We start from the raw sequence: 18,380 nt of genomic DNA, 5'->3' as shown, positions 1-18,380 counted from the left end.
CATTAACGTGCACTGCATTCGACCGTCGACCTCGTATGGATTTTGCGGAGCACTGAAACAAGATGCGCGATCTTCGCCCAAACCCTGCGCTTATTCTGGAAAGTTGCGCAGAACAACCGATTTTCACGGATTTTTTGCAGCAGGCCAGGCAGTCACCTGATGCAGTTGCCGTGATCTCACAGGGCGCAACGTGCAGTTACCGTCAGCTCGAAGCAATCAGCCGCGGCATGGCGGCGTCGCTGATTGCCCAGGGCGCCACTGAAACCGACCGGGTGGTGATTGTGTCCAGCCGTTGTGCCGGGTTGGTCTACGCCATGCTCGGCGCGCTGCGGGCCGGATTGACCTTTACGGTGGCCGACGCCGCCTACCCGGCGGCGCGGGTGGATCAAATCATTCGCACGCTTGAGCCTTCCTTCGTTCTGCTCTGCGGTGACGCAAGTGTCGTCCTCGAAGCTGCGCTGCCAGTCGTTCGAATTCCGGAAATACCCGACGACGCACTGAAGGCGTTTCCTGCCGCTGACACCAGCCTGCCTGACGTCGATCCGGGGCGTCCGGCCTATATCACTTTCACCTCGGGCAGCACCGGCGAGCCGAAAGGGGTCGTCACCCCTCATGCGCCGCTGGTGCATTTCATCGAGTGGCATGTGCAGCGCCATTCGCTCACGAAGGACGATCGTTTTTCCCTGCTGTCCGGCCTGGGCCATGACCCGGTCTACCGCGATGTGTTCACGCCGTTGTCCATCGGCGGGACAGTCATTTGCCCGGCCCAGTCAACCGTCATCGATCCCGTGGCATTGGCCACGTGGCTACGTGACAACGAGATCTCGGTAATCCACCTGACGCCGCCGCTGGGCAAGCTGATCGAAACCGGGGCGAAACTTGCCGGCCTGACCTTCAACGCCTTGCGTTACCTGTTCTGGGGCGGAGATGCCCTAAGCCAGACGCTGTATGAACAGATCCGCGTGATTGCGCCGAATGCCGTCAGCGTGAATTTCTACGGCACCACGGAAACGCCACAGGCGATGGGCTTTCATCAGATCGACCCGGACACCAACACGGCGAAGATTCCGCTGGGGAAGGGGATTGAAGGCGCGCAATTGCTGGTGGTGAATGAATCCGGCCAACTGGTTGCCGAAGGTGAGGTCGGCGAAATCCTGATCCGCAGCCCCTATTTGTCCCTGGGTTACTGGCATGACGCCGCGCTGACCCGGGAGAAGTTCGTGGTGAACCCGTTCACCCAGGTCGAGGATGACCGTTGTTACAAAACCGGCGACCTCGGCACTTATCTGGCCGACGGCAGTGTCACGTTTCTGGGGCGAGGAGACAGTCAGGTCAAGATTCGCGGCCACCGGATCGAGTTGACCGAGATTGAGGGTGCACTGGCACGGCATCCGCGGATCAAACAGTCGGTGGTGCTGGCGCTCACTGAACACGCCAACGTCAAGCTGGTGGCTTATTGCGTGTCGACCGAGCCGGTTTCCCCGGCGGAATTGCGTGAGCATGTTGGCCGTGAATTGCCCGACTATATGGTGCCGGCGCAGTACGTGTTTATCGACAGCATCCCGCTGACACCCAACGGCAAGATCGACAAGCGTGCATTGCCGACCATGGTCAGTCACACGGACTCGGATCAGGACCTTTCGCCGCTCGGACTCAAACTGGCGGCCGCATGGGCCGAAATACTCGAAGTCCCGCGCATCGATGCCAGCTTGTCGTTCGTCGAGCTGGGCGGGGATTCGCTGTCGTTCGTCCAGGCCTCGATGGTGCTGGAAGAACTGATTGGCCATCTGCCGCATCAGTGGGAAATGATCCCGGTGCGTGAACTGTGCGAGCTGACGCAAAACGCCCGGTCGTCGCGTTTTTCAATCCGGGCGATGGAAGTCCCCGTCCTTTTGCGCGTCATCTCCATTGTGCTGATCGTTGTCGGCCATCTTCATCTTTTTTCCAATTGGCTGATTGCCGGTGAAACGAAGGTGCTGTTTATCGTGTCCGGCATCGCCCTGGCGCGGTTTCAACTTCAAGCCATCAATGAACGCGGTAACGCGCGCGCGCTGGGCAAGTCCATTGTCACGATCGCAGCGCCGACCATTCTCTACGCCGTGTTGGTTCAAGCGATGTTTGACAAGGTCCATTGGCAAACCGTGCTGCTGATTTCCAACTGGTTTCCGGAGCGCGTCGTCGGGGTGTTCACGTACTGGTACATCGAAGTGCTGCTGCAAATGATCGTGCTCATCGGGCTGGCCCTGTCGTTCGAGGGCGTCAGAAAAGTGATCATGTCCAACCCGTTTCAAAACCTGCTGATTGCCTCCTGCGCGTTGGTCGTGGCGGACTTTCTGATCAACGCCTACGTGTTTGATGCGACAGCGCTGTACAACCGGGTGCCGCAACATTACCTGGCGATCATGGTGCTCGGGATGGCGATTCACTACGCCCATTCGAACGTGCAGAAGTGGCTGGTCAGTGCGGTGGCGGTTATCGTGATGGGCGGGCAGGATCTGCTGCTTGTCTTTGGAAACGGACCGGACGCGTTGGAAGCTCGGGGGTATGTCGACATCGCCGTACCGGCCATTCTCGCGGTGATCTGGGTCAAATCCATCCCGGTGCCGAGTCTGGTTGCGCGAGGGCTGGCGATGATCGCCTCGTCGACGCTGTACATCTACCTGACGCATTTTCAGTTCCAGTCACTGGCCCGTCACATCGTGGCCGGCCAGCCGGCGCTCGCCGTCGTCCTGGCCATTGTCGGTGGCATCGCAGTGGCGTATGCCTGGAACAAGGGTTTACGGATCGTGTTGACGCGCTGGAATCGTCGGAAGAACAAGGCCGCCGCGGATACGCTCGAGCGGGTGGCCTGACCATCAGCCAGATCGAGGGACGAAACTAACGTTGTTCGTTCACCAGTTGCCGATAGCTGATGCTCGTTGGAGACGACCCGATTTCATGCTTGCCCAGCAACATGAAATTAAAGCCCCCTGAGGGCCTGCTTACCGAGACGACATCGGCGCCCGGAAACATCCTGGCCAGCGCACTTCGGACCATTTTGTCGGTCGCCGTCTCGGGAGCGTCCGTGACCGACATTTCGACTTTGCTGCTCATGACGTCTCCTGACTGTCGCTGGTTCAAGTTGGACACATCGTTGCACAGGCCTGGTCATTGATGACCTGTCAGGAATGACAGTTTTTAAGCGCGAAATGGAATAGGTCTTATAGCGGTACGTCTCGGCCATGCGGGGTTGATCGGGTTGGCGCAACCATTCGTTTAATCAATAACCACCATCAACAAACGCAAGTTCTGTTTTTCCGGTAAGGGAGGAGGATGGCTACATACCGCATTCGCCTCCGAAGGAACCTGCGCGATGAAAATCCCAACCTGGCTCGCCCTTGTCGCCGTCCTGACCGGCAGTGCTGCCGCCACCGTTCCGGCCTACGCGGCGGATCAGTCCTGCCACTTTCCGCCGGTCGCCGACAGCGCCGCCAGCCTGCAGCGTGGCCAATCGGTGGGCGTGCTCTATAGCGAAAACACCGTCAATACCCTCGAATACCTTGAGCAGTACCACTCCGTCGCACTGAACGGGGCGAAGAACCCTGAGCTGGATCCGCGCATCAGCAACGCCTTCGTCGACAGCTCCGATCCGAAACGGGCGATCAACTGGCTGATGGGCTCGCTGCAAAAAGAGTTCGCCTCGGTGACCGTCTACGACAACCTCGATGCGCTGGTGCAAGCGCACCCGGACGTAGTGGTGATGCTGGACACCTACAGTCGCCTCGTGTCGAAGCGCAACAATCAGGTCGAAGCGCGGTTCATGGCGAAGTTCTACGACGCGAACCTGCAATACATCGGCAAGGCCGAAGGCTCGCGCGCCCAGCAAATGCCGTCAGTGTGGGTGCATGGCAAGGCCGCGCCGGAGATTGCCGCGCAGATCGACCAGCAAACCGCGCTGCAAGTGAATGCACTGAAGCAGTTCGATGCCTCGCTGAAGGCGCTGGTGACGTCCGGCAACGTCGCTCAGGTCGCGAGCAACTGACCGTCTGGATTGTATTTGTGCGAGGGTTTGGCTAACCTCGCACAAACCCGCATATTCAGGCAAAAACATGCAATACCAGCACGCAGTCGCCGAGCTGCCTCATCTACGCCGGCAAAAAATTCTGTTGATTCTCGAACGTGACGGCAAGGTCATGGCGTCCGAGCTGAGTCAGCATTTCGCCGTTTCCGAAGACACCATCCGCCGCGACCTCTCGGAACTGGCCACCGCCGGCCTGGTGCAACGCGTTCACGGCGGGGCGCTGCCGCGGCCCAAGGACACGGGCAAGGATTACTTCACCCGGGTCAGCGAGACCGACGAAGTGAAAACCCACCTGGCACAGTTCGCCGCCCACCTGGTGGAGGATGGCCAGATCGTGATGTTCGATTCTGGCAGCACCACCTTGCAGATCGCCCGTTCGTTGCGCCCGGACATCGCCATCACCGCCATCACGACCTCGCCGATGACCGCGATCATCCTCGCCGAATACAAAGGGATCAAAGTGATTCTGGCGGGCGGGCAACTCAATCTGGCGACAATGTCGGTCAGCGGCCATGAAACCGTGCGCTTGTTGCAGAGCATCAAGGCGGACCTGCTGTTTACCGGGGTCTGCGCGATTCATCCGGAGGTGGGCATCAGTTCTTTGCATTTCGATGAGGTGCCGGTGAAACAGGCGCTGATCGACAGTGCGTCGCAGGTGATCGCCGTCACCACCGCAGACAAGCTTGGCGCGGTCGAGCCGTTCGTGGTCGCACCGTGCGGTCGCCTTCATACGCTGATTACCGAGCGGCATGTGGCGTCGGGCAATATCGAGGATTACCGGAGTCTGGGCATCGAGGTGGTGCAAGCGGGCGTTTGAGGGCGTGCCTCAGCGTTGGTTGAGCCGCAGCTCCGCGCACAATCCGCCCTGAGGCAGGTTGTACAGCTTGAGGCTGCTGCCGATCTTGCCCACGATCATCTCGACGATCGCCAGCCCCAATCCGGCGCCATTGGCGTTGCCCTGGCTATAAAAACGTTCGAACAGCCGGGCGTATGCGGCTTCGTCGATCCCGGGTCCGCTGTCGACGACGCTGATGTAAACCGCTCCCGACGCTTGCGGACGTACCCGCACACGGACTTCGCTGCCGGGCGGGGAGAAGTTCAGGGCATTGGTGACCAGGTTTTGCAGGGCGATGGCCAGGGCCACCGGATCGGTGCGGATTTCGCAATCGAGGTCGCCGTCGAGGACCAGTTCGACCTCTTTCTCCAAGGCCAACGGCGTCAGTTCGGCCAGTTCTTCGCGGACCAGGGCGGTCAACTCCACCGCCCTGATATCCGGATTGTTCAGGTGCGGCTCGATGCGGGCCATGGTCAGCAGCTGGCTGCCGATGCGGGTCGCTCGGTCGACGCCGGACACCAGGAACTCCAGCGCTTCCTCGCGCTGCTGCGCGGTGCCGGCGTGCTGGGCGTTTTGCGCGTGAATCCGCAGGATCGCCAGCGGCGTGCGCAGTTCATGGGCGGCGTCGGCGATGAAGCGGCGTTCGCGTTCCAGCAGCGTATCTATCTGCCCCAGGAGGCCGTTGAGGGCGGTTTGCATGGGCGCGAGGTCAACGGGCAAGGGCCTCAGCTGTAGCGGTTGCAGGGTGTCGGTGTTGTGCCCGCGGATCGCCTGGGTCATGGCTCGCAAAGGCTTGAAGCCCCAACCGATGGTCAGCCAGATCAAAGCGGCCAGCAACGGCACGCCGATCAAGGTCGGCCACAAGGTATGACGGACGATGCGCTGAATCAGGTCCTGGCGAATGTCGTCGCGCTCGCCAACCCAGATCAGCAAACCCTGCTGAGGGTCGGCGAGCAGAAACGCACACCAGTCGCGGCCGTTTTCCATCAGGTCGTGGGAGCCCAGGGTGGTGGGCGGAAACTCAAGGACCGGTGCTTCGGCGGAACGCACCAACAGTTCACCGCTGGTTCGCCACACCTGGAAAGTCAGTCGGGTTTCATAAGGGTGGGCCGCCTCGCCATCGCCGACGCGGCTCATGGCGTCATCGAAGGCCTGGTACAAACGCTCCCAGTCGTTTTCTCCCTGGGCCCGCTGGCGCAGCACGCCTTGCAGCAACCGGGCACTTTGCGCCAATTGGGCGTCGTAGACCTCTTCGATCTCATGATGGCTGTCGCGCAAGGCGAGCCAACTGATCAACACGTCGCCGATCAGGACCAGTATCAGCACCGGCACCAGGATGCGTGCGCGTACCGACATCACGGCCTCAGCTCCACCACATAACCCACGCCGCGCACCGTGCGGATCAATTCCGTGCAGAGTTTTTTGCGCAGGTTATGGATGAGCACTTCCAGGGTGTTGCTTTCGACCCGGTCCTGCCAGCCGTACAGCGCCCGTGACAGGCGTTCGCGGGTGACCACTTTGCCAGGCCGCACCATCAACTGATGGAGCAACTGGTATTCCATCGGCGTGACCACCACCTCATGGCCTTGATAGCTGACTTGCTGGGTCGCCGGGTCAAGGCTGACGCCCGCGTGCTCGATCAACGGTTGTGCCCGTCCCTGGCTACGTCGCAGCAGGGCGCGGACCCGAGCCTTGAGCTCGTCGACATCGAAGGGTTTGATCAGGTAGTCGTCGGCGCCGGCATCCAGCCCGGCGATCCGTTCGGCGGTGCCATCGCGGGCGGTCAGGATCAGCACCGGGAGATCCTGCTGATCGGCGCGCAATTGCTGCAACAACGTCAGGCCGTCGAGCCGTGGCAAACCGAGGTCGAGCAACAGCAGGTCGAAAGTTTCGCTGCGCAAGGCGTGCTGCGCTCCGACCCCGTCCTGCAACCAGTCGAGGGTATAGCCTTCGGCGCTCAGGGCGACGCGAATGCCCAGGCCGAGGGCACGATCATCTTCGACAAGCAGCAGGCGCATGGAAGTTCTCTGTAGGAAAAGGTCGGTGAAACGGCCGCATCATGCCGCGCCCTATTGGGATCGGGCAGTCACTTCGCCGAGAAAGATGTAACCGCGAGTTGCGAACTAAGCTTGGCCTAAGCTTGGTTTTGCACAGTGCAGCTTCCTCAAAAAGAGAGTGCTGTCATGCGCAAACTACTGCTGTTGTCTCTGTCGATTCTCAGCCCGCTGGCCGTCGCCGGCCCTCAGTGCACCACCGCCGAACGCTCGCAATGGCAAGACCAGAAGGCCTTTCAGGAACAGCTCAAGGCACAGGGTTATGAGATCAGCAAGTTCAAGGTCACCGATGGCAATTGCTACGAGATCTATGGCTTCGACAAGGACAAGCGCAAGGTCGAGATCTACCACGATCCGGTGACCGGCAAGGCGGTCAAGACCGAGATCAAAGGCTGATGCCGACGCAATCCCTGCACCTCTGGGACCCCGTGGTGAGGGTGTTTCACCTCTCTATTGCGGGCGTCTTCGTCGCTAACTACTTCTTCAATGAAGCCGGTGACGACTGGCATGTCTGGCTCGGTTACTACGCCGCTGCCTGGCTGCTGATGCGGGTGGTGTGGGGATTCATCGGGCCTCGAAGTGCGCGCTGGGCGGACTTCTGGCCGACGCCGAAAAGGCTCGCCGGACACGTGCGATCGCTGCTGGCCAAACGTCCCGAGCACCGCCTCGGGCATTCGCCGCTTGGCGCGCTGGTGATGATTCTGATGCTGCTGGCGATGTCAGTTCTGGCGCTCACTGGCTGGGCCATGGAGGAGGTCGATGCCTTGTGGGGCGCCGACTGGCCGTTGCTGGTTCATGAGACCAGCGCCAATGTCCTGCTCGGGCTGGTCGCTATTCACGTGGCGGCAGCGCTGGTTGAAAGTGTAATGGTCCGCGACAACTTGCCGTTGTCGATGCTCACCGGGCGTCGTCGGCGACTTCCCGATGATGCTGCGCGCTGACCACTCGCGTTCTGTCGCTTGTTCTCCACTGCACCTGCAACAGGTTACTCATGCGTACGCTTTCTTTTCGCCTGGTCTTCAGCGTCGGCAGTTTGCTGCTGGCGATCATCTTCTTCGCCGCCTGGCGCAGTCATCCGCCGCATGTCCTGGCGGATTTCGCCGAGGCCAAAGCGCCTGAGCCGGCACCGATCCATGAGCCCGCCGCGATCTACACCAGCCGTTTCGTGTCCTCCCATCTGGATGATTTCGTTCACTCGTCGTCGGTCACCGCATTACCCGGTGGCAACCTGATGGCGGTGTGGTTCGCCGGTACGCGCGAGGGTGCGGCAGACGTTCAGGTGCGTGCTTCACGCTTCGACGCCAGCAGTGGCGAGTGGGGCGCGGAGCAGGTGCTGGCAACCAGGGATTCGACCCGCATCGGCACCCGCAAGCACATTCGTAAACTGGGCAACCCGGTGATCGCCATGGCGCCGGACAATCGCCTGTGGCTGTTTTATGTCTCGGTGTCGGTCGGTGGCTGGGCCGGCAGCGCCATCAACGCCATGGTCTCGGATGATCTGGGCCGCAGCTGGTCGTCGCCGCGGCAACTGATCACGTCGCCGTTCTTCAACATCAGCACACTGGTACGCGCCGCGCCGGTGTTCCATGCCGATGGCTCGATCGGCTTGCCGATCTATCACGAGTTCCTGGGCAAGTTCGCCGAGTACCTGTACCTGAGCGCTGACGGCGAGGTGATCGACAAGTTTCGGATCAGTCGCGGCACCAACGCCTTGCAGCCGACCATCGTGCCCCAGGACGCACGGCGTGCGGTGGCCATGCTGCGTTATGCCGGCAACGTCCATCATCGGGTTCTGGCCAGCCGCACCGAAGACGCCGGGCAGACCTGGAGCGAACCGCATCCGCTGGAACCGGCCAATCCCAATTCCTCGCTGGCGGCGGTGGGGACCCCCGACGACGGTGTGCTGGTGGCGCTCAACGACCTGCGGGACGGTCGCTTCAAGCTGAGCCTGTATGGCACCGATGCCGGGCTCACCGATTGGCGCAACCTGGTCGAGCTGGACCAGTCGCCCGATCCGTTGGGCAAAGCGTTTTCACCCGAGGCTTACCGGCAAATCATTGGTGAAGACTTCCGTGCGTCCAGCGGTGCCCGGCGTTTGCCCCTTGAACAGGGTTTCCTGAGCAACCTCGATTACCGGGTGTGCAAGCCCGCCGGCTGTGAATTCGAGTACGAATACCCGTATTTCAGCCGCAGCCTGGACGGCATGTATCACCTGGTCTACTCGTGGAACAACACCTTCATCAAACATGTCAGCTTCAATGATGCCTGGCTGGCGGAGCAACGCTGATGCTACCTCTCTGGCAAGCCCACCTGAGTTTCACCCTGGTGCTTTTTGCGCTGCTGGGGTCGTTCAACTTCACCGCGTCCTGGCGCCCCTGGCTGTTGCCGGTGCTGGCGCTGGTCAGTTTCATGCCTGTCGATGGCCTGTCGCTCGCGGCGTATGCGCGCAGCTTCACCGATGACCTGGCGATCAGCACCCTGATGTTTCTGGGTTGGGCGGGCTTGCTGCGCCTCGGGGTGGTCCAGCCGTTGAAGCGGATACATCGCAGTCAGGTGCTGCTGGTGTTTGCCGTGTTCGGCCTGATGCTGTATCCGGCCACGCTGGGCGTGACGTATTTCGACCCGTACCGCTGGGGTTTCAACCCGCGCCCGATGATTGTGCTCACCGGACTGGCGGCGTTGTCGCTGTTGTGGCTGCGCAACGCACTGGGCGTGTGGATGCTGGCGGCTGGCACGCTGGCGTTCGCGCTGCGGCTCAAGGCGTCAGAGAATTACTGGGATTATCTGATCGACCCGCTGTTGGCGGGGTACTGCGTGCTGGCCGGTTCGAGGCTTTTGGCGATGGCTGCCTGGCGCCGGATTCGCCCGGCGCGCACGGTCCTGAAACCCTCCTTGAACAGCTGACGCGCTCACACAACACAGAGGTAAACGATGGGTTGGTTGCAATCACGACGCCTGCGCTACGGTGCTGGCGCGATCGGTTTGATGTTTTTGCTGTTTGCCATGCTCAGGCTGGTGTTCGTGCTCGGATTTTCCGGGGTCGATATCCGGGCCATGGCGGACAACCCGCAGTGGCTTGAGACGCTGGGTATCGGCCTGCGTTTCGACCTGCGCTTGGCGGTGTTGCTGATGCTGCCGCTCGCCTTGCTGGCGTGGCTGCCGCGCTGGAATCTGTTGCGTACGCCAGCGCTGCGTGGGCTGGCGAGGTTCTACCTGCTGCTGGCATTGGGCGTTGTGGGCCTGGTGTACATCGTCGATTTTGGCCACTACGCCTACCTGGGCGTACGGATCAACGCCACCGTGCTGCGTTATCTGGAGGACGCGCAGATCTCCCGGCAAATGGTCTGGCAAACCTATCCGGTACTGTGGATCACCGCCGGTTGGCTGGCCGTGGTCGCGCTGTGGTTCTACGGCCTGATCCGGCTGGAACGCCTGACCCTGGACCGCGAGCCGACGGCGGTTCGCCGCTCTTCGGTCGCCTTCGGCGCGGGGCTCGGCGTGGTCGCTGTGCTACTGGCATTGCTGGGCCGGGTCGAAAACCTCAACGTGCAGAACCCGGTGCCGTTGCGCTGGAGCGATGCGTTTTTTTCCGGCAACAGTCAGATCGCCGCATTGGGACTCAACCCGGTGATCTTTCTCTATGACACGCTCAAGGTCGGCCAGTCGCAATTCGACGAAGCGCAAGTGCGCCAGCATTACCCGGCAGTGGCCCGCTATCTCGGCGTGGAGCAACCGGACCCGCAAACCCTGACCTTCGAACGTCATCAAGCCGCGCAGCCCTATAAGGCATCGGGAGCGCGTCCGCCCAACGTCATCTTCGTCATGCTCGAGTCGCTGGGCACCAGCGCCGTCGGTGCCTACGGCAATCCGTTGAACCCGACACCGAACATAGATCGCCTCGCCGGCCAGAGCTGGTTCTTCAAGCACTTCTACGTGCCGGTGACCGGCACCGCCAAGACGGTGTGGGCCAGCGTCACCGGCGTGCCCGACGTCACCCGTCAGGAAACGGCCACGCGCAATCCGCTGATCACTCGCCAGCACACCTTGATCAACTCATTCACCGACTACCAAAAGCTCTACATGATTGGCGGCAACGCCGGTTGGGCGAACATCAACGCGCTCATCCGCCAAAGCATCGACGGCGTGCGGCTGTATGACGAAAGCGACTGGCGCTCGCCGCTGGTCGATGTGTGGGGCATCTCGGACCTGGACTTGTTCAAGGAGAGTGACCGGATCATTCGCGATCTGCCCAAGGGCCAGCCATTCTTTGCCTACCTGCAAACCTCCGGCAATCACCGTCCATTCACCATCCCCAAGGACAATGACGGCTTCAAGGTCGACCACCTGACCGTGGAACAGGTGCAGGCCGCCGGGTCGCGCAGCGTCGAGCAGTACAACGCCGTGCGCCTGCTGGACTTCAATATCGGCCGGTTGATGGAGATCGCAAAGGCGGGCGGTTACTACGACAACACAATCTTCGTGTTCTTTGGCGACCACAACACCCGCATCAGCCAGATTCCGCATATGGCGCCGGCCTTCGAGCAATTGGGCCTGGAAAGCAACAACGTGCCGATGCTGATCCACGCGCCCGGGCTGCTGCAGCCCAAGGTGATCGACGAGGCCGTGGGGCTGGCGGATTTGTTGCCGACGGTGGCCGGCATGGCTGGCATGCCGTTTACCCATGGTGCGATGGGGCGGGATATCCAGCAACCGGCGCCGGAAGGCGAACGCGTCGTGCCGCTGGTGCTGCGTGAAGGCACCTTCCCGCTGATCGGTGGCGTGACCCGGCATCACTTGCTGCAAATGCAGCATGATGGCAGCTCACCGACGTTGCACGACCTGGCGTCCGCGACGCCGACGGACGATATCGCCGAGCAGAATCCCGAGGAATTCAAGCGTTTGGTGGAACTGACGCGGGGGCTGCATGAGAGTTCGCGTCTGATGTTGTATCGAAACGTGCGGGTGGATTAACGGTTGCTCTGTTCAGGAAACAGCTGCTCCTCGAGGAAACAGATCCGCACCTCGAAAATGTTGCAGAAGAGGTCCGCAGGCTGGCGGGATCAACCGTGCCCCAACGCGATCGCAAACGACACCACGATCAAGCATGCAAATGCAAAATTTATGTTCATGAAACGATCGCCCGAATTATTGGATATGGCGCCATCTTGCCGATGCCGCAGGAAAATAAAAAATTCGGCTTCATGATGTGAAAGATCGAGGAAATTGATAACTGGACGGGGAGCCGCACGTCTTTCGGCGCGGACTGTTAACGCGGTGCCTCAGCTCAACACAAAGTCGACCGGCTCTAACGCTGGGGGAAGTTGCGTTGCACCCAGCGCCGCGAGGACTTCGCGCTCGATGTTGCGCACGATTGCATAGGTCGGCAGGTCGTTTTCGTCCTGTCCGAACGGATCCTCGAGTTCATCGCCAATCGCGTCCAGGCCGAAGAAGGTGTAGCTGACGATGGCGGTGAACACAGGCGTCAGCCAGCCCAGCGGTTCGGCCATGACGAAGGGCAACAGAATGCAGAACAGGTAGGTGGTCCGGTGCAGCAGCAGGGTGTAGGCGAAGGGCAGTGGCGTGTGTTTGATCCGTTCGCAGACGGCCTGGGAATGGGTCAGGCTGGTCAGGTGGTTGGCCATGAGCGTGTAGCGCCATTCACTGATGGCCCCGGATTCGCCAAGCGCCGAACATTGCTGGCCTACGTGGTTGAGAATGCGCCCGCTGACATCCGGCGCGTTGGCGTCAGGCTTGGGTGCCAGCCAGTTGCCAGCCGCCTCCAGTTCATCTTTTTTATGCAACCGGGCGTTCAGCGCATGGGCGAATCCGCAGAGGTTGTGCAGGAGGATCTGCCGTTGCTGCGGATCCTTGACGACCTGGGTTTCGCGGATCATCGAACGGATCGCCACCATCACGTCGCCCCAGGCCTTGCGGGCTTCGTACCAGCGGTCGTAACAGGCGTTGTTGCGAAAACTCATGAAAATCGACAGCGACAGGCCGAGCAGCGTGAACGGCGTAGCGTTGACCTTGGCAAAGGAGTTCGGGTGCAGGGTCTCCACGAGCACGATGATCGAAGCCAACAGCGTCACCATCGCGCAGCGCAGCGCGATCTTCTTGGCAATCGAGCCCTTGAGCGAGGTGAGGATGTTGATCAGGTTGGGTTTGGGACGGACGATCATGGTGCTTTGCCTGCGCAGGCGCCCACGTTGAAGGGCGCTGTTGACGAATTGAATGCGCGCAGGCTATGAGCAACCTGGCGGGGGCGTCCAATCACTATGGATGACCGGGTAATCGACCGAGTCGATGACGGCGCCCGGCCATAGGCAGAATAGGGCGCCATCATCGACAAGCCAGGCGCTACCGGTCACGGCGTACCGAACATCGCCGTCCAGTAAATCCCCGAATCGCTCTTCGGATCCACCGCATACGCCGCGCCCAGCTCCTGGAACTGCGGGTTCATCAGGTTGGCGCAATGACCTGGGCTGGCGACCCAGCCATCGACCACGCGGCGCACGGTGTCTTGCCCGGCGGCGATGTTCTCGCCGATCAGCTGGGCGCTGTAACCCGCCAGTTCCGCGCGGTCACCCGGCGTGCGGCCATCGCGGTCCTTGTGATCGAAGTAATTGTTGTTGGCCATGGAGCGCGAATGTTCTTCGGCCGCTGTTGCCAGCGTGGCGTTCCAGGTCAGCGGCGGGGCGGCGGCGAACGCCTGGGTACCGCACTGCTGCGGACGGCCGCGTGCGATGTTGAGTTCGGCCAGCAATTTCTGACCTTCCGCCTGCCAGTCGCCCAGCCGCGCGCTCAGCAGCGGGCGTGCCAGGACAATGCGCCAGTCACGGTCCTGGCGGCTCACGCCGATGTCGACGAATTGCGGGTCCAGCACGATCTGGCAGAAGCTCTCCTGGATCGCCTTCATCGCCGAGGCCGCATCACGGGGCCCGGACAGGCTGATCGCCTGCACATTCTTCATTGGATAACCCGCCGTCACCATGGCCTGCTGCAGATTGATGACGCTGGTGGCAGACAGCGCCAGCCGTGGATCACCGGCCAGCGGCGGCAGTTCCGCCGACACCTCACCCGCGCACCGCTGGACTTGACTGCGGTAGACGTTGATCGCGTCGATCAGCTGTTTCTCGTCAACCGCCAGCGCATTCGCGGCGAACAACAAACCCAATGACAACGTGGCAAGGCGTAAAGCGGATGACAGGACACGCATGGAAATCTCCCTTGATCGGACTGCGCCCATGATGCGCGATTTCACCCCCGGGCGCGCAATGCCTTTTCGCGCCGAACTGAAGTTTAGCGGCTGTCGGCCGGAAAGAATTTTGGCTACTACAATCAAGCCAGCCCGCCACGCTGGCGCGCTGCGGTACTGATGTCTTCAGCTCAAATCCGGCTCACTCAGAAGGGGCGATCATGCGATTCATCTGGACTGTAACCTGCCTGGCAATAACCCTTATCGGCAGTCTGGCGATGGCGGCGGAGCCGGAACAGCAAAAGAAAGCGGCCGAGGACAAAGCCGTCGTTCTGGAGCAGAAAGCGGCCGACAAGGGCACTGATGTGCCGGTGCCCAAAACCGAAACCATTACCACCACCGAAGTACAGGCGGTTGACCCCGCAGGCACAGCACCGCTGGACGACGCCATCACCTGTCTGGCCCGTTCCATTTACTGGGAAGCCAAAGGCCGGGAAACGGCCGAGATGGAAGCGGTTGCCAGCGTGGTCATGAATCGCCTGGGCCATGAAGGTTTTCCCGATAAGGTGTGCGGAGTGGTCAAGCAAGGTTCGGAGAGCAAGAGTTGCCAGTTTTCGTGGTGGTGCGACGGGCGTTCCGATCAGGTACAGGAAGAGGCGCAATACACGCTGGCCAAGGAAATCGCGCGCAAGGCGTTGAACAAACAACTCAAGGATCGAACCCGGGGCGCGATGTATTTTCATGACAAGAACGTCAAGCCGGACTGGGCCAGTAAATACATCAAGACCGCCGCGATCGGGCGGTTCCTGTTCTACAAGCCCAAGGACGGTTCAGCCAAGTAGCCTCCGAACGGCGCACGGCCCCATTCTGGTGCCGTGAGGGCAATCACAAACGGGGCAACTGCAGCGGGTCGGCCCATCGCCGGCCCTTGGCAAATCAATGGGATAAACCAGCGCACGCAGTTTTCCAGGACGTGGCACGTACCTTGCTGACTCCCTCATGCACCTTTCTCGGTGCGCTTGATCCGGGACGACCCGGAGGCCTCACGGCTACGCGATATCTGGACGACCAGGTGACATTTTGACTAATCATCAGGAGGTTACTTATGGCGCCCACGCCTCGAAACACCCCACACTCCGCATTCCAGCGCCTTCCCCTCGTGGACATTCGCGGGCTTTTCTCCGCAAGCCTGGCCGACCGCGCCGAAGCTGCCGCTGCCCTGGGGCACGCCGCCTCGCAAGCGGGGTTTCTGTATGTGACCGGGCACGGTATCGATCCACGGGTCATCCACCGGCTGAAGACGCGCGCCGCGGAATACTTCGCGCAGCCGCTTGAACGCAAGTTGCAGGACTACATCGGTCTGTCGAGCAATCACAGCGGCTATGTGCCCGAAGGCGAAGAGCAATTTGTCGAAGGCAGCATCGACCACAAGGAAGCGTTTGATGTCGGCTTCGATTACCTGAGGCCAGAGGGGCGCCGGCCCATGTTGGGCGCGAATCGCTGGCCGACATTGCCCGGCTTCAAGGAGGACATCAAGGCCTACTACGATGCGGTGTTCAGCCTGAGCATGACGTTGTTCAAGGGCTTCGCCCTGGCGTTGGGCCTGCCGGAAAATGCGATCAGCCAACGGGTCAACCACCCGCCAAGTCAGCTGCGGCTGATCCACTATCCGTTCTCACCGGATGGGGTGCAGGACCGGCCGGGGATCGGCGCTCACACCGACTACGAATGCTTCACCATCCTGCTGCCGACCGCGCCGGGCCTCGAGGTGCTTAACGGGGCAGGGCAGTGGATTGACGTGCCGTTGGTTGAAGGTGCATTTGTCATCAATATCGGCGACATGATGGAGGTGCTGAGCAACGGCACTTACATTGCTACAGCGCATCGGGTACGCAAGGTCGGTGAGGAGCGTTACGCCTTCCCGATGTTTTGTGCCTGTGACTACGACACGGTCATCGAGCCTATTGCGCAGTTGCTGGATCCGGCAGCGCCAAGCCGCTACGAACCGGTCAACTGCGGCGATCACCTCTATGCGCAAACCCTGCAGACCTTCCGTTATCTCAAGCAGCGACTGGCGACGGGTGAGTTGAGCTTGCCGACCGGTGCCAAGGGGTTGTCGTCATTCGGTCGCGCGGCCATTGCGGGGGAGGTTTGACATGCACCTTCTCGATCTCGTTGCACACTACCCGCAGCAACCGGCGCAGGGCGTTCCCGACTGGATGCTGGGTTTCTATAAGCGCCATTCCATCAGTTTCGCCAACGGCCTGACCGATGCGCGCACCCACGTCTGCTGGTTCCAGAGCCGCAACTTCACCATCGACTTGCGCCTGCCGCTGGAGATTCACCAGGTGCCGGTCAAATCCTTGCCGGATTACAGCGCCGAAGAGTTGCAGGTGCTTGCCAACTACGAAGGATGGGAAGCCTTGTGCGCGTGGGAAGGCGATGTGCTGAGCTGGCATACCGACACCTCCTTTCAATTGCATAACCGCTGGCCGGAACCTGGCGTGTTGCAACGGATCGGCAACTGCATGATCGAGTTTTCACCCAGCGGAGCTTATGTCGAAGACTGGCGCCTGCAAACGTCGGCCGCCGGTCCGCTGATCGGCCTGCGATTGCTGGAAGAAAAAGCCCGGGAGAGCGGCGACGTGTATCACCGGGGCGGGGGCCTGATCGTCTGCGGTGATCACGCGGCGCTGGTGCTGGGGCGGGCCCAGCCGCTGGAGGGTGATCTGCCGTTGCGGGACCTGGTCGTGCGCAACGGGGATGATCCGCAATGGCTCGAACGAGCCTTCAACTTCGAAACATCGGTGGCCAGCGGTTCGCTGAATTCCGGCTTCAACGTCGTGTTATCGACGCGTGCGGTGCGTGTCGGCCAGCCCTTGATCGCGCTGGACGGTTTCGAATGCCTCGACGACGGCAAGCACGTTGTTCAATCGTTGCGGGTGGGTGGCATTGCCCGTGAACGCCTGTTCGTGATCGACACGCTGGAACCCGACATCAGCTACACGCCATCCACCGGATTCACCGAGCGTGCCGCGCAATGGTACGAACGTGAATCCCAGACACTGAGCCGCTATACCCAGCCGCTCGTTTGACCCCGATGCAGCACCCCATTTCATAACCCGTGAGGTTTCCATGAAGGCATTCTCGTGTGTGTTTTATCGTTTTGCAGCCGTGTTGCTGGCGCTGTCTTTCCTGGCTTTCGGCGTGTCCGCGGCGGAGAAAAAACAGGAATTCAAGGTCGCCTGGTCGATCTATTCCGGCTGGATGCCGTGGGGCTACGCCAGTGAGCACGGGATCATCGACAAATGGGCGAAGAAATACGGAATCAAGATCGAACTGGTGCAACTCAATGACTACATCGAGTCGATCAACCAGTACGCTGCCGGTGCATTCGATGCCTGTGGCATGACCAACATGGATGCGCTGACCATTCCCAGCGCAAACGGCGTCGACACCACCGGACTGATCCTCGGCGACTACTCCAATGGCAACGATGCGATTGTGTTGAAGAACGGCAAAACCTTTGCCGACATCAAGGGCCAGCAGGTCAATCTGGTCGAGCTGTCGGTGTCGGATTACCTGATGTCCCGGGCGCTGGACATTCACGGCTTGAGTCAGCGCGACATCAAGATCATGAACACGTCCGACGCCGATGCCGTGGCCTCATTCACCACGCCGGGCGTGACCGCGGCAGCGCTGTGGAACCCGCAGCTGAGCATGGTCATGAAACAATCGCCGACCGCGGTGCAGGTATTCACCTCGAAGGAAATCCCCGGCGAGATTATCGACATGATGGCGGTCAACACCGAGACGCTGAAGGCCAACCCGGAGCTGGGCAAGGCGTTGGTCGGAGCGTGGTTTGAAACCTTGCAACTGATGTCGGGCGACGACGCTCAGGCCAAGGCCGCACGCACCTCGATGGCTGAGCGTTCGGGTACGGACCTGAAGGGCTACGAGGAGCAACTTACCCAGACCATGCTTTTCTACACGCCAGGCAGCGCGTTTGCATTCGCCAACTCCGATGCGATTCGCCAGACCATGGACAAGGTCCGTACGTTTTCCTTTGCCAAAGGCTTGCTCGGCCAGGCGGCGACCAGCGCCGATGCGGTGGGCATGCAGTTCGCCGATGGCTCGACCCTGGGTGACAAAAACAACATCAAGCTGCGATTCGACAGCCGGTTCGTGAACATGGCGGTGGCCAATCAACTCTAGGCGTGAACGCCATCGCCGGGT

At 61.0% G+C, this 18,380-nt stretch carries 17 protein-coding genes; 12 read left to right on the top strand and 5 right to left on the bottom strand.

What is annotated here, in order from left to right; all coding sequences use genetic code 11:
- Positions 1 to 62 precede the first annotated feature (62 nt).
- Positions 63 to 2,852, top strand: coding sequence for an amino acid adenylation domain-containing protein (locus tag NTD84_RS08545; RefSeq protein WP_262164713.1), 2,790 nt, complete (start codon positions 63 to 65; stop codon positions 2,850 to 2,852).
- A 25-nt stretch (positions 2,853 to 2,877) separates the two neighbouring features.
- Here the strand turns inward: NTD84_RS08545 and NTD84_RS08540 are convergent, their stop codons facing one another.
- Positions 2,878 to 3,093: a hypothetical protein gene (locus NTD84_RS08540; protein WP_262164712.1), complete on the bottom strand. Its 216-nt coding sequence runs from the start codon at positions 3,091 to 3,093 to the stop codon at positions 2,878 to 2,880.
- 259 nt (positions 3,094 to 3,352) lie between these two features.
- Between NTD84_RS08540 and NTD84_RS08535 the strand changes: the two genes are divergently transcribed.
- Both NTD84_RS08535 and NTD84_RS08530 read left to right on the top strand, forming a co-directional pair.
- Positions 3,353 to 4,021 carry an ATPase gene (locus NTD84_RS08535; RefSeq protein ID WP_262164711.1) on the top strand — a complete coding sequence of 223 codons (669 nt, stop codon included), beginning with the start codon at positions 3,353 to 3,355 and terminating at the stop codon, positions 4,019 to 4,021.
- A gap of 67 nt (positions 4,022 to 4,088) precedes the next feature.
- A complete protein-coding gene (locus NTD84_RS08530; RefSeq protein WP_262164710.1) occupies positions 4,089 to 4,877 on the top strand; it encodes a DeoR/GlpR family DNA-binding transcription regulator in 789 nt (262 codons plus the stop codon).
- Between the two features lie 9 nt (positions 4,878 to 4,886).
- Here the strand turns inward: NTD84_RS08530 and NTD84_RS08525 are convergent, their stop codons facing one another.
- Positions 4,887 to 6,254: an ATP-binding protein gene (locus tag NTD84_RS08525; RefSeq protein ID WP_262164709.1), complete on the bottom strand. Its 1,368-nt coding sequence runs from the start codon at positions 6,252 to 6,254 to the stop codon at positions 4,887 to 4,889.
- Positions 6,251 to 6,913, bottom strand: coding sequence for a response regulator (locus NTD84_RS08520; RefSeq protein WP_262164708.1), 663 nt, complete (start codon positions 6,911 to 6,913; stop codon positions 6,251 to 6,253). The genes NTD84_RS08525 and NTD84_RS08520 overlap by 4 nt, the downstream gene beginning before the upstream one ends.
- Positions 6,914 to 7,078: 165 nt before the next feature.
- On the opposite strand from NTD84_RS08520, the gene NTD84_RS08515 reads away from it, so the two are divergent.
- The 5 genes from NTD84_RS08515 to NTD84_RS08495 are packed head-to-tail and all read left to right on the top strand — an operon-like array spanning position 7,079 to position 11,920.
- On the top strand, positions 7,079 to 7,345 hold the full coding sequence (locus NTD84_RS08515; RefSeq protein WP_262164707.1) for a PepSY domain-containing protein: 267 nt from the start codon (positions 7,079 to 7,081) through the stop codon (positions 7,343 to 7,345).
- Positions 7,345 to 7,890 carry a cytochrome b/b6 domain-containing protein gene (locus tag NTD84_RS08510; RefSeq protein ID WP_262164706.1) on the top strand — a complete coding sequence of 182 codons (546 nt, stop codon included), beginning with the start codon at positions 7,345 to 7,347 and terminating at the stop codon, positions 7,888 to 7,890. The genes NTD84_RS08515 and NTD84_RS08510 overlap by 1 nt, the downstream gene beginning before the upstream one ends.
- Positions 7,891 to 7,940: 50 nt before the next feature.
- Positions 7,941 to 9,236, top strand: coding sequence for a sialidase family protein (locus NTD84_RS08505; RefSeq protein ID WP_262164705.1), 1,296 nt, complete (start codon positions 7,941 to 7,943; stop codon positions 9,234 to 9,236).
- On the top strand, positions 9,236 to 9,853 hold the full coding sequence (locus NTD84_RS08500) for a hypothetical protein (protein ID WP_262164704.1): 618 nt from the start codon (positions 9,236 to 9,238) through the stop codon (positions 9,851 to 9,853). The genes NTD84_RS08505 and NTD84_RS08500 overlap by 1 nt, the downstream gene beginning before the upstream one ends.
- Before the next feature lie 27 nt (positions 9,854 to 9,880).
- The gene (locus NTD84_RS08495) at positions 9,881 to 11,920 is read left to right on the top strand and encodes an LTA synthase family protein (protein WP_262164703.1); all 2,040 of its coding nucleotides are present in this window, start codon (positions 9,881 to 9,883) and stop codon (positions 11,918 to 11,920) included.
- A gap of 308 nt (positions 11,921 to 12,228) precedes the next feature.
- Here the strand turns inward: NTD84_RS08495 and NTD84_RS08490 are convergent, their stop codons facing one another.
- Together NTD84_RS08490 and NTD84_RS08485 are read right to left on the bottom strand one after the other, a co-directional pair.
- Entirely contained in the window at positions 12,229 to 13,128 is a 900-nt protein-coding gene (locus NTD84_RS08490; RefSeq protein WP_262164702.1) for a bestrophin family protein, read from the bottom strand.
- 185 nt (positions 13,129 to 13,313) lie between these two features.
- The gene (locus NTD84_RS08485; RefSeq protein ID WP_262164701.1) at positions 13,314 to 14,165 is read right to left on the bottom strand and encodes a CAP domain-containing protein; all 852 of its coding nucleotides are present in this window, start codon (positions 14,163 to 14,165) and stop codon (positions 13,314 to 13,316) included.
- Between the two features lie 200 nt (positions 14,166 to 14,365).
- Here NTD84_RS08485 and NTD84_RS08480 point away from each other — a divergent pair, with 200 nt between their 5' ends.
- From NTD84_RS08480 to NTD84_RS08465, 4 genes are all read left to right on the top strand, one after another.
- Positions 14,366 to 14,986, top strand: a complete 621-nt coding sequence (locus tag NTD84_RS08480; RefSeq protein ID WP_262164700.1) for a cell wall hydrolase — start codon at positions 14,366 to 14,368, stop codon at positions 14,984 to 14,986.
- Between the two features lie 263 nt (positions 14,987 to 15,249).
- Entirely contained in the window at positions 15,250 to 16,299 is a 1,050-nt protein-coding gene (locus NTD84_RS08475) for an isopenicillin N synthase family dioxygenase (protein WP_262164699.1), read from the top strand.
- A 1-nt stretch (position 16,300) separates the two neighbouring features.
- On the top strand, positions 16,301 to 17,239 hold the full coding sequence (locus NTD84_RS08470) for a hypothetical protein (protein ID WP_262164698.1): 939 nt from the start codon (positions 16,301 to 16,303) through the stop codon (positions 17,237 to 17,239).
- A gap of 40 nt (positions 17,240 to 17,279) precedes the next feature.
- Positions 17,280 to 18,359 carry a putative urea ABC transporter substrate-binding protein gene (locus NTD84_RS08465; protein WP_262164697.1) on the top strand — a complete coding sequence of 360 codons (1,080 nt, stop codon included), beginning with the start codon at positions 17,280 to 17,282 and terminating at the stop codon, positions 18,357 to 18,359.
- Positions 18,360 to 18,380: the final 21 nt, after the last annotated feature.

Source organism: Pseudomonas sp. 14P_8.1_Bac3, from assembly GCF_025466085.1.
GTDB lineage: Bacteria > Pseudomonadota > Gammaproteobacteria > Pseudomonadales > Pseudomonadaceae > Aquipseudomonas.
This window is presented reverse-complemented; position numbering and strand designations above follow the sequence as displayed.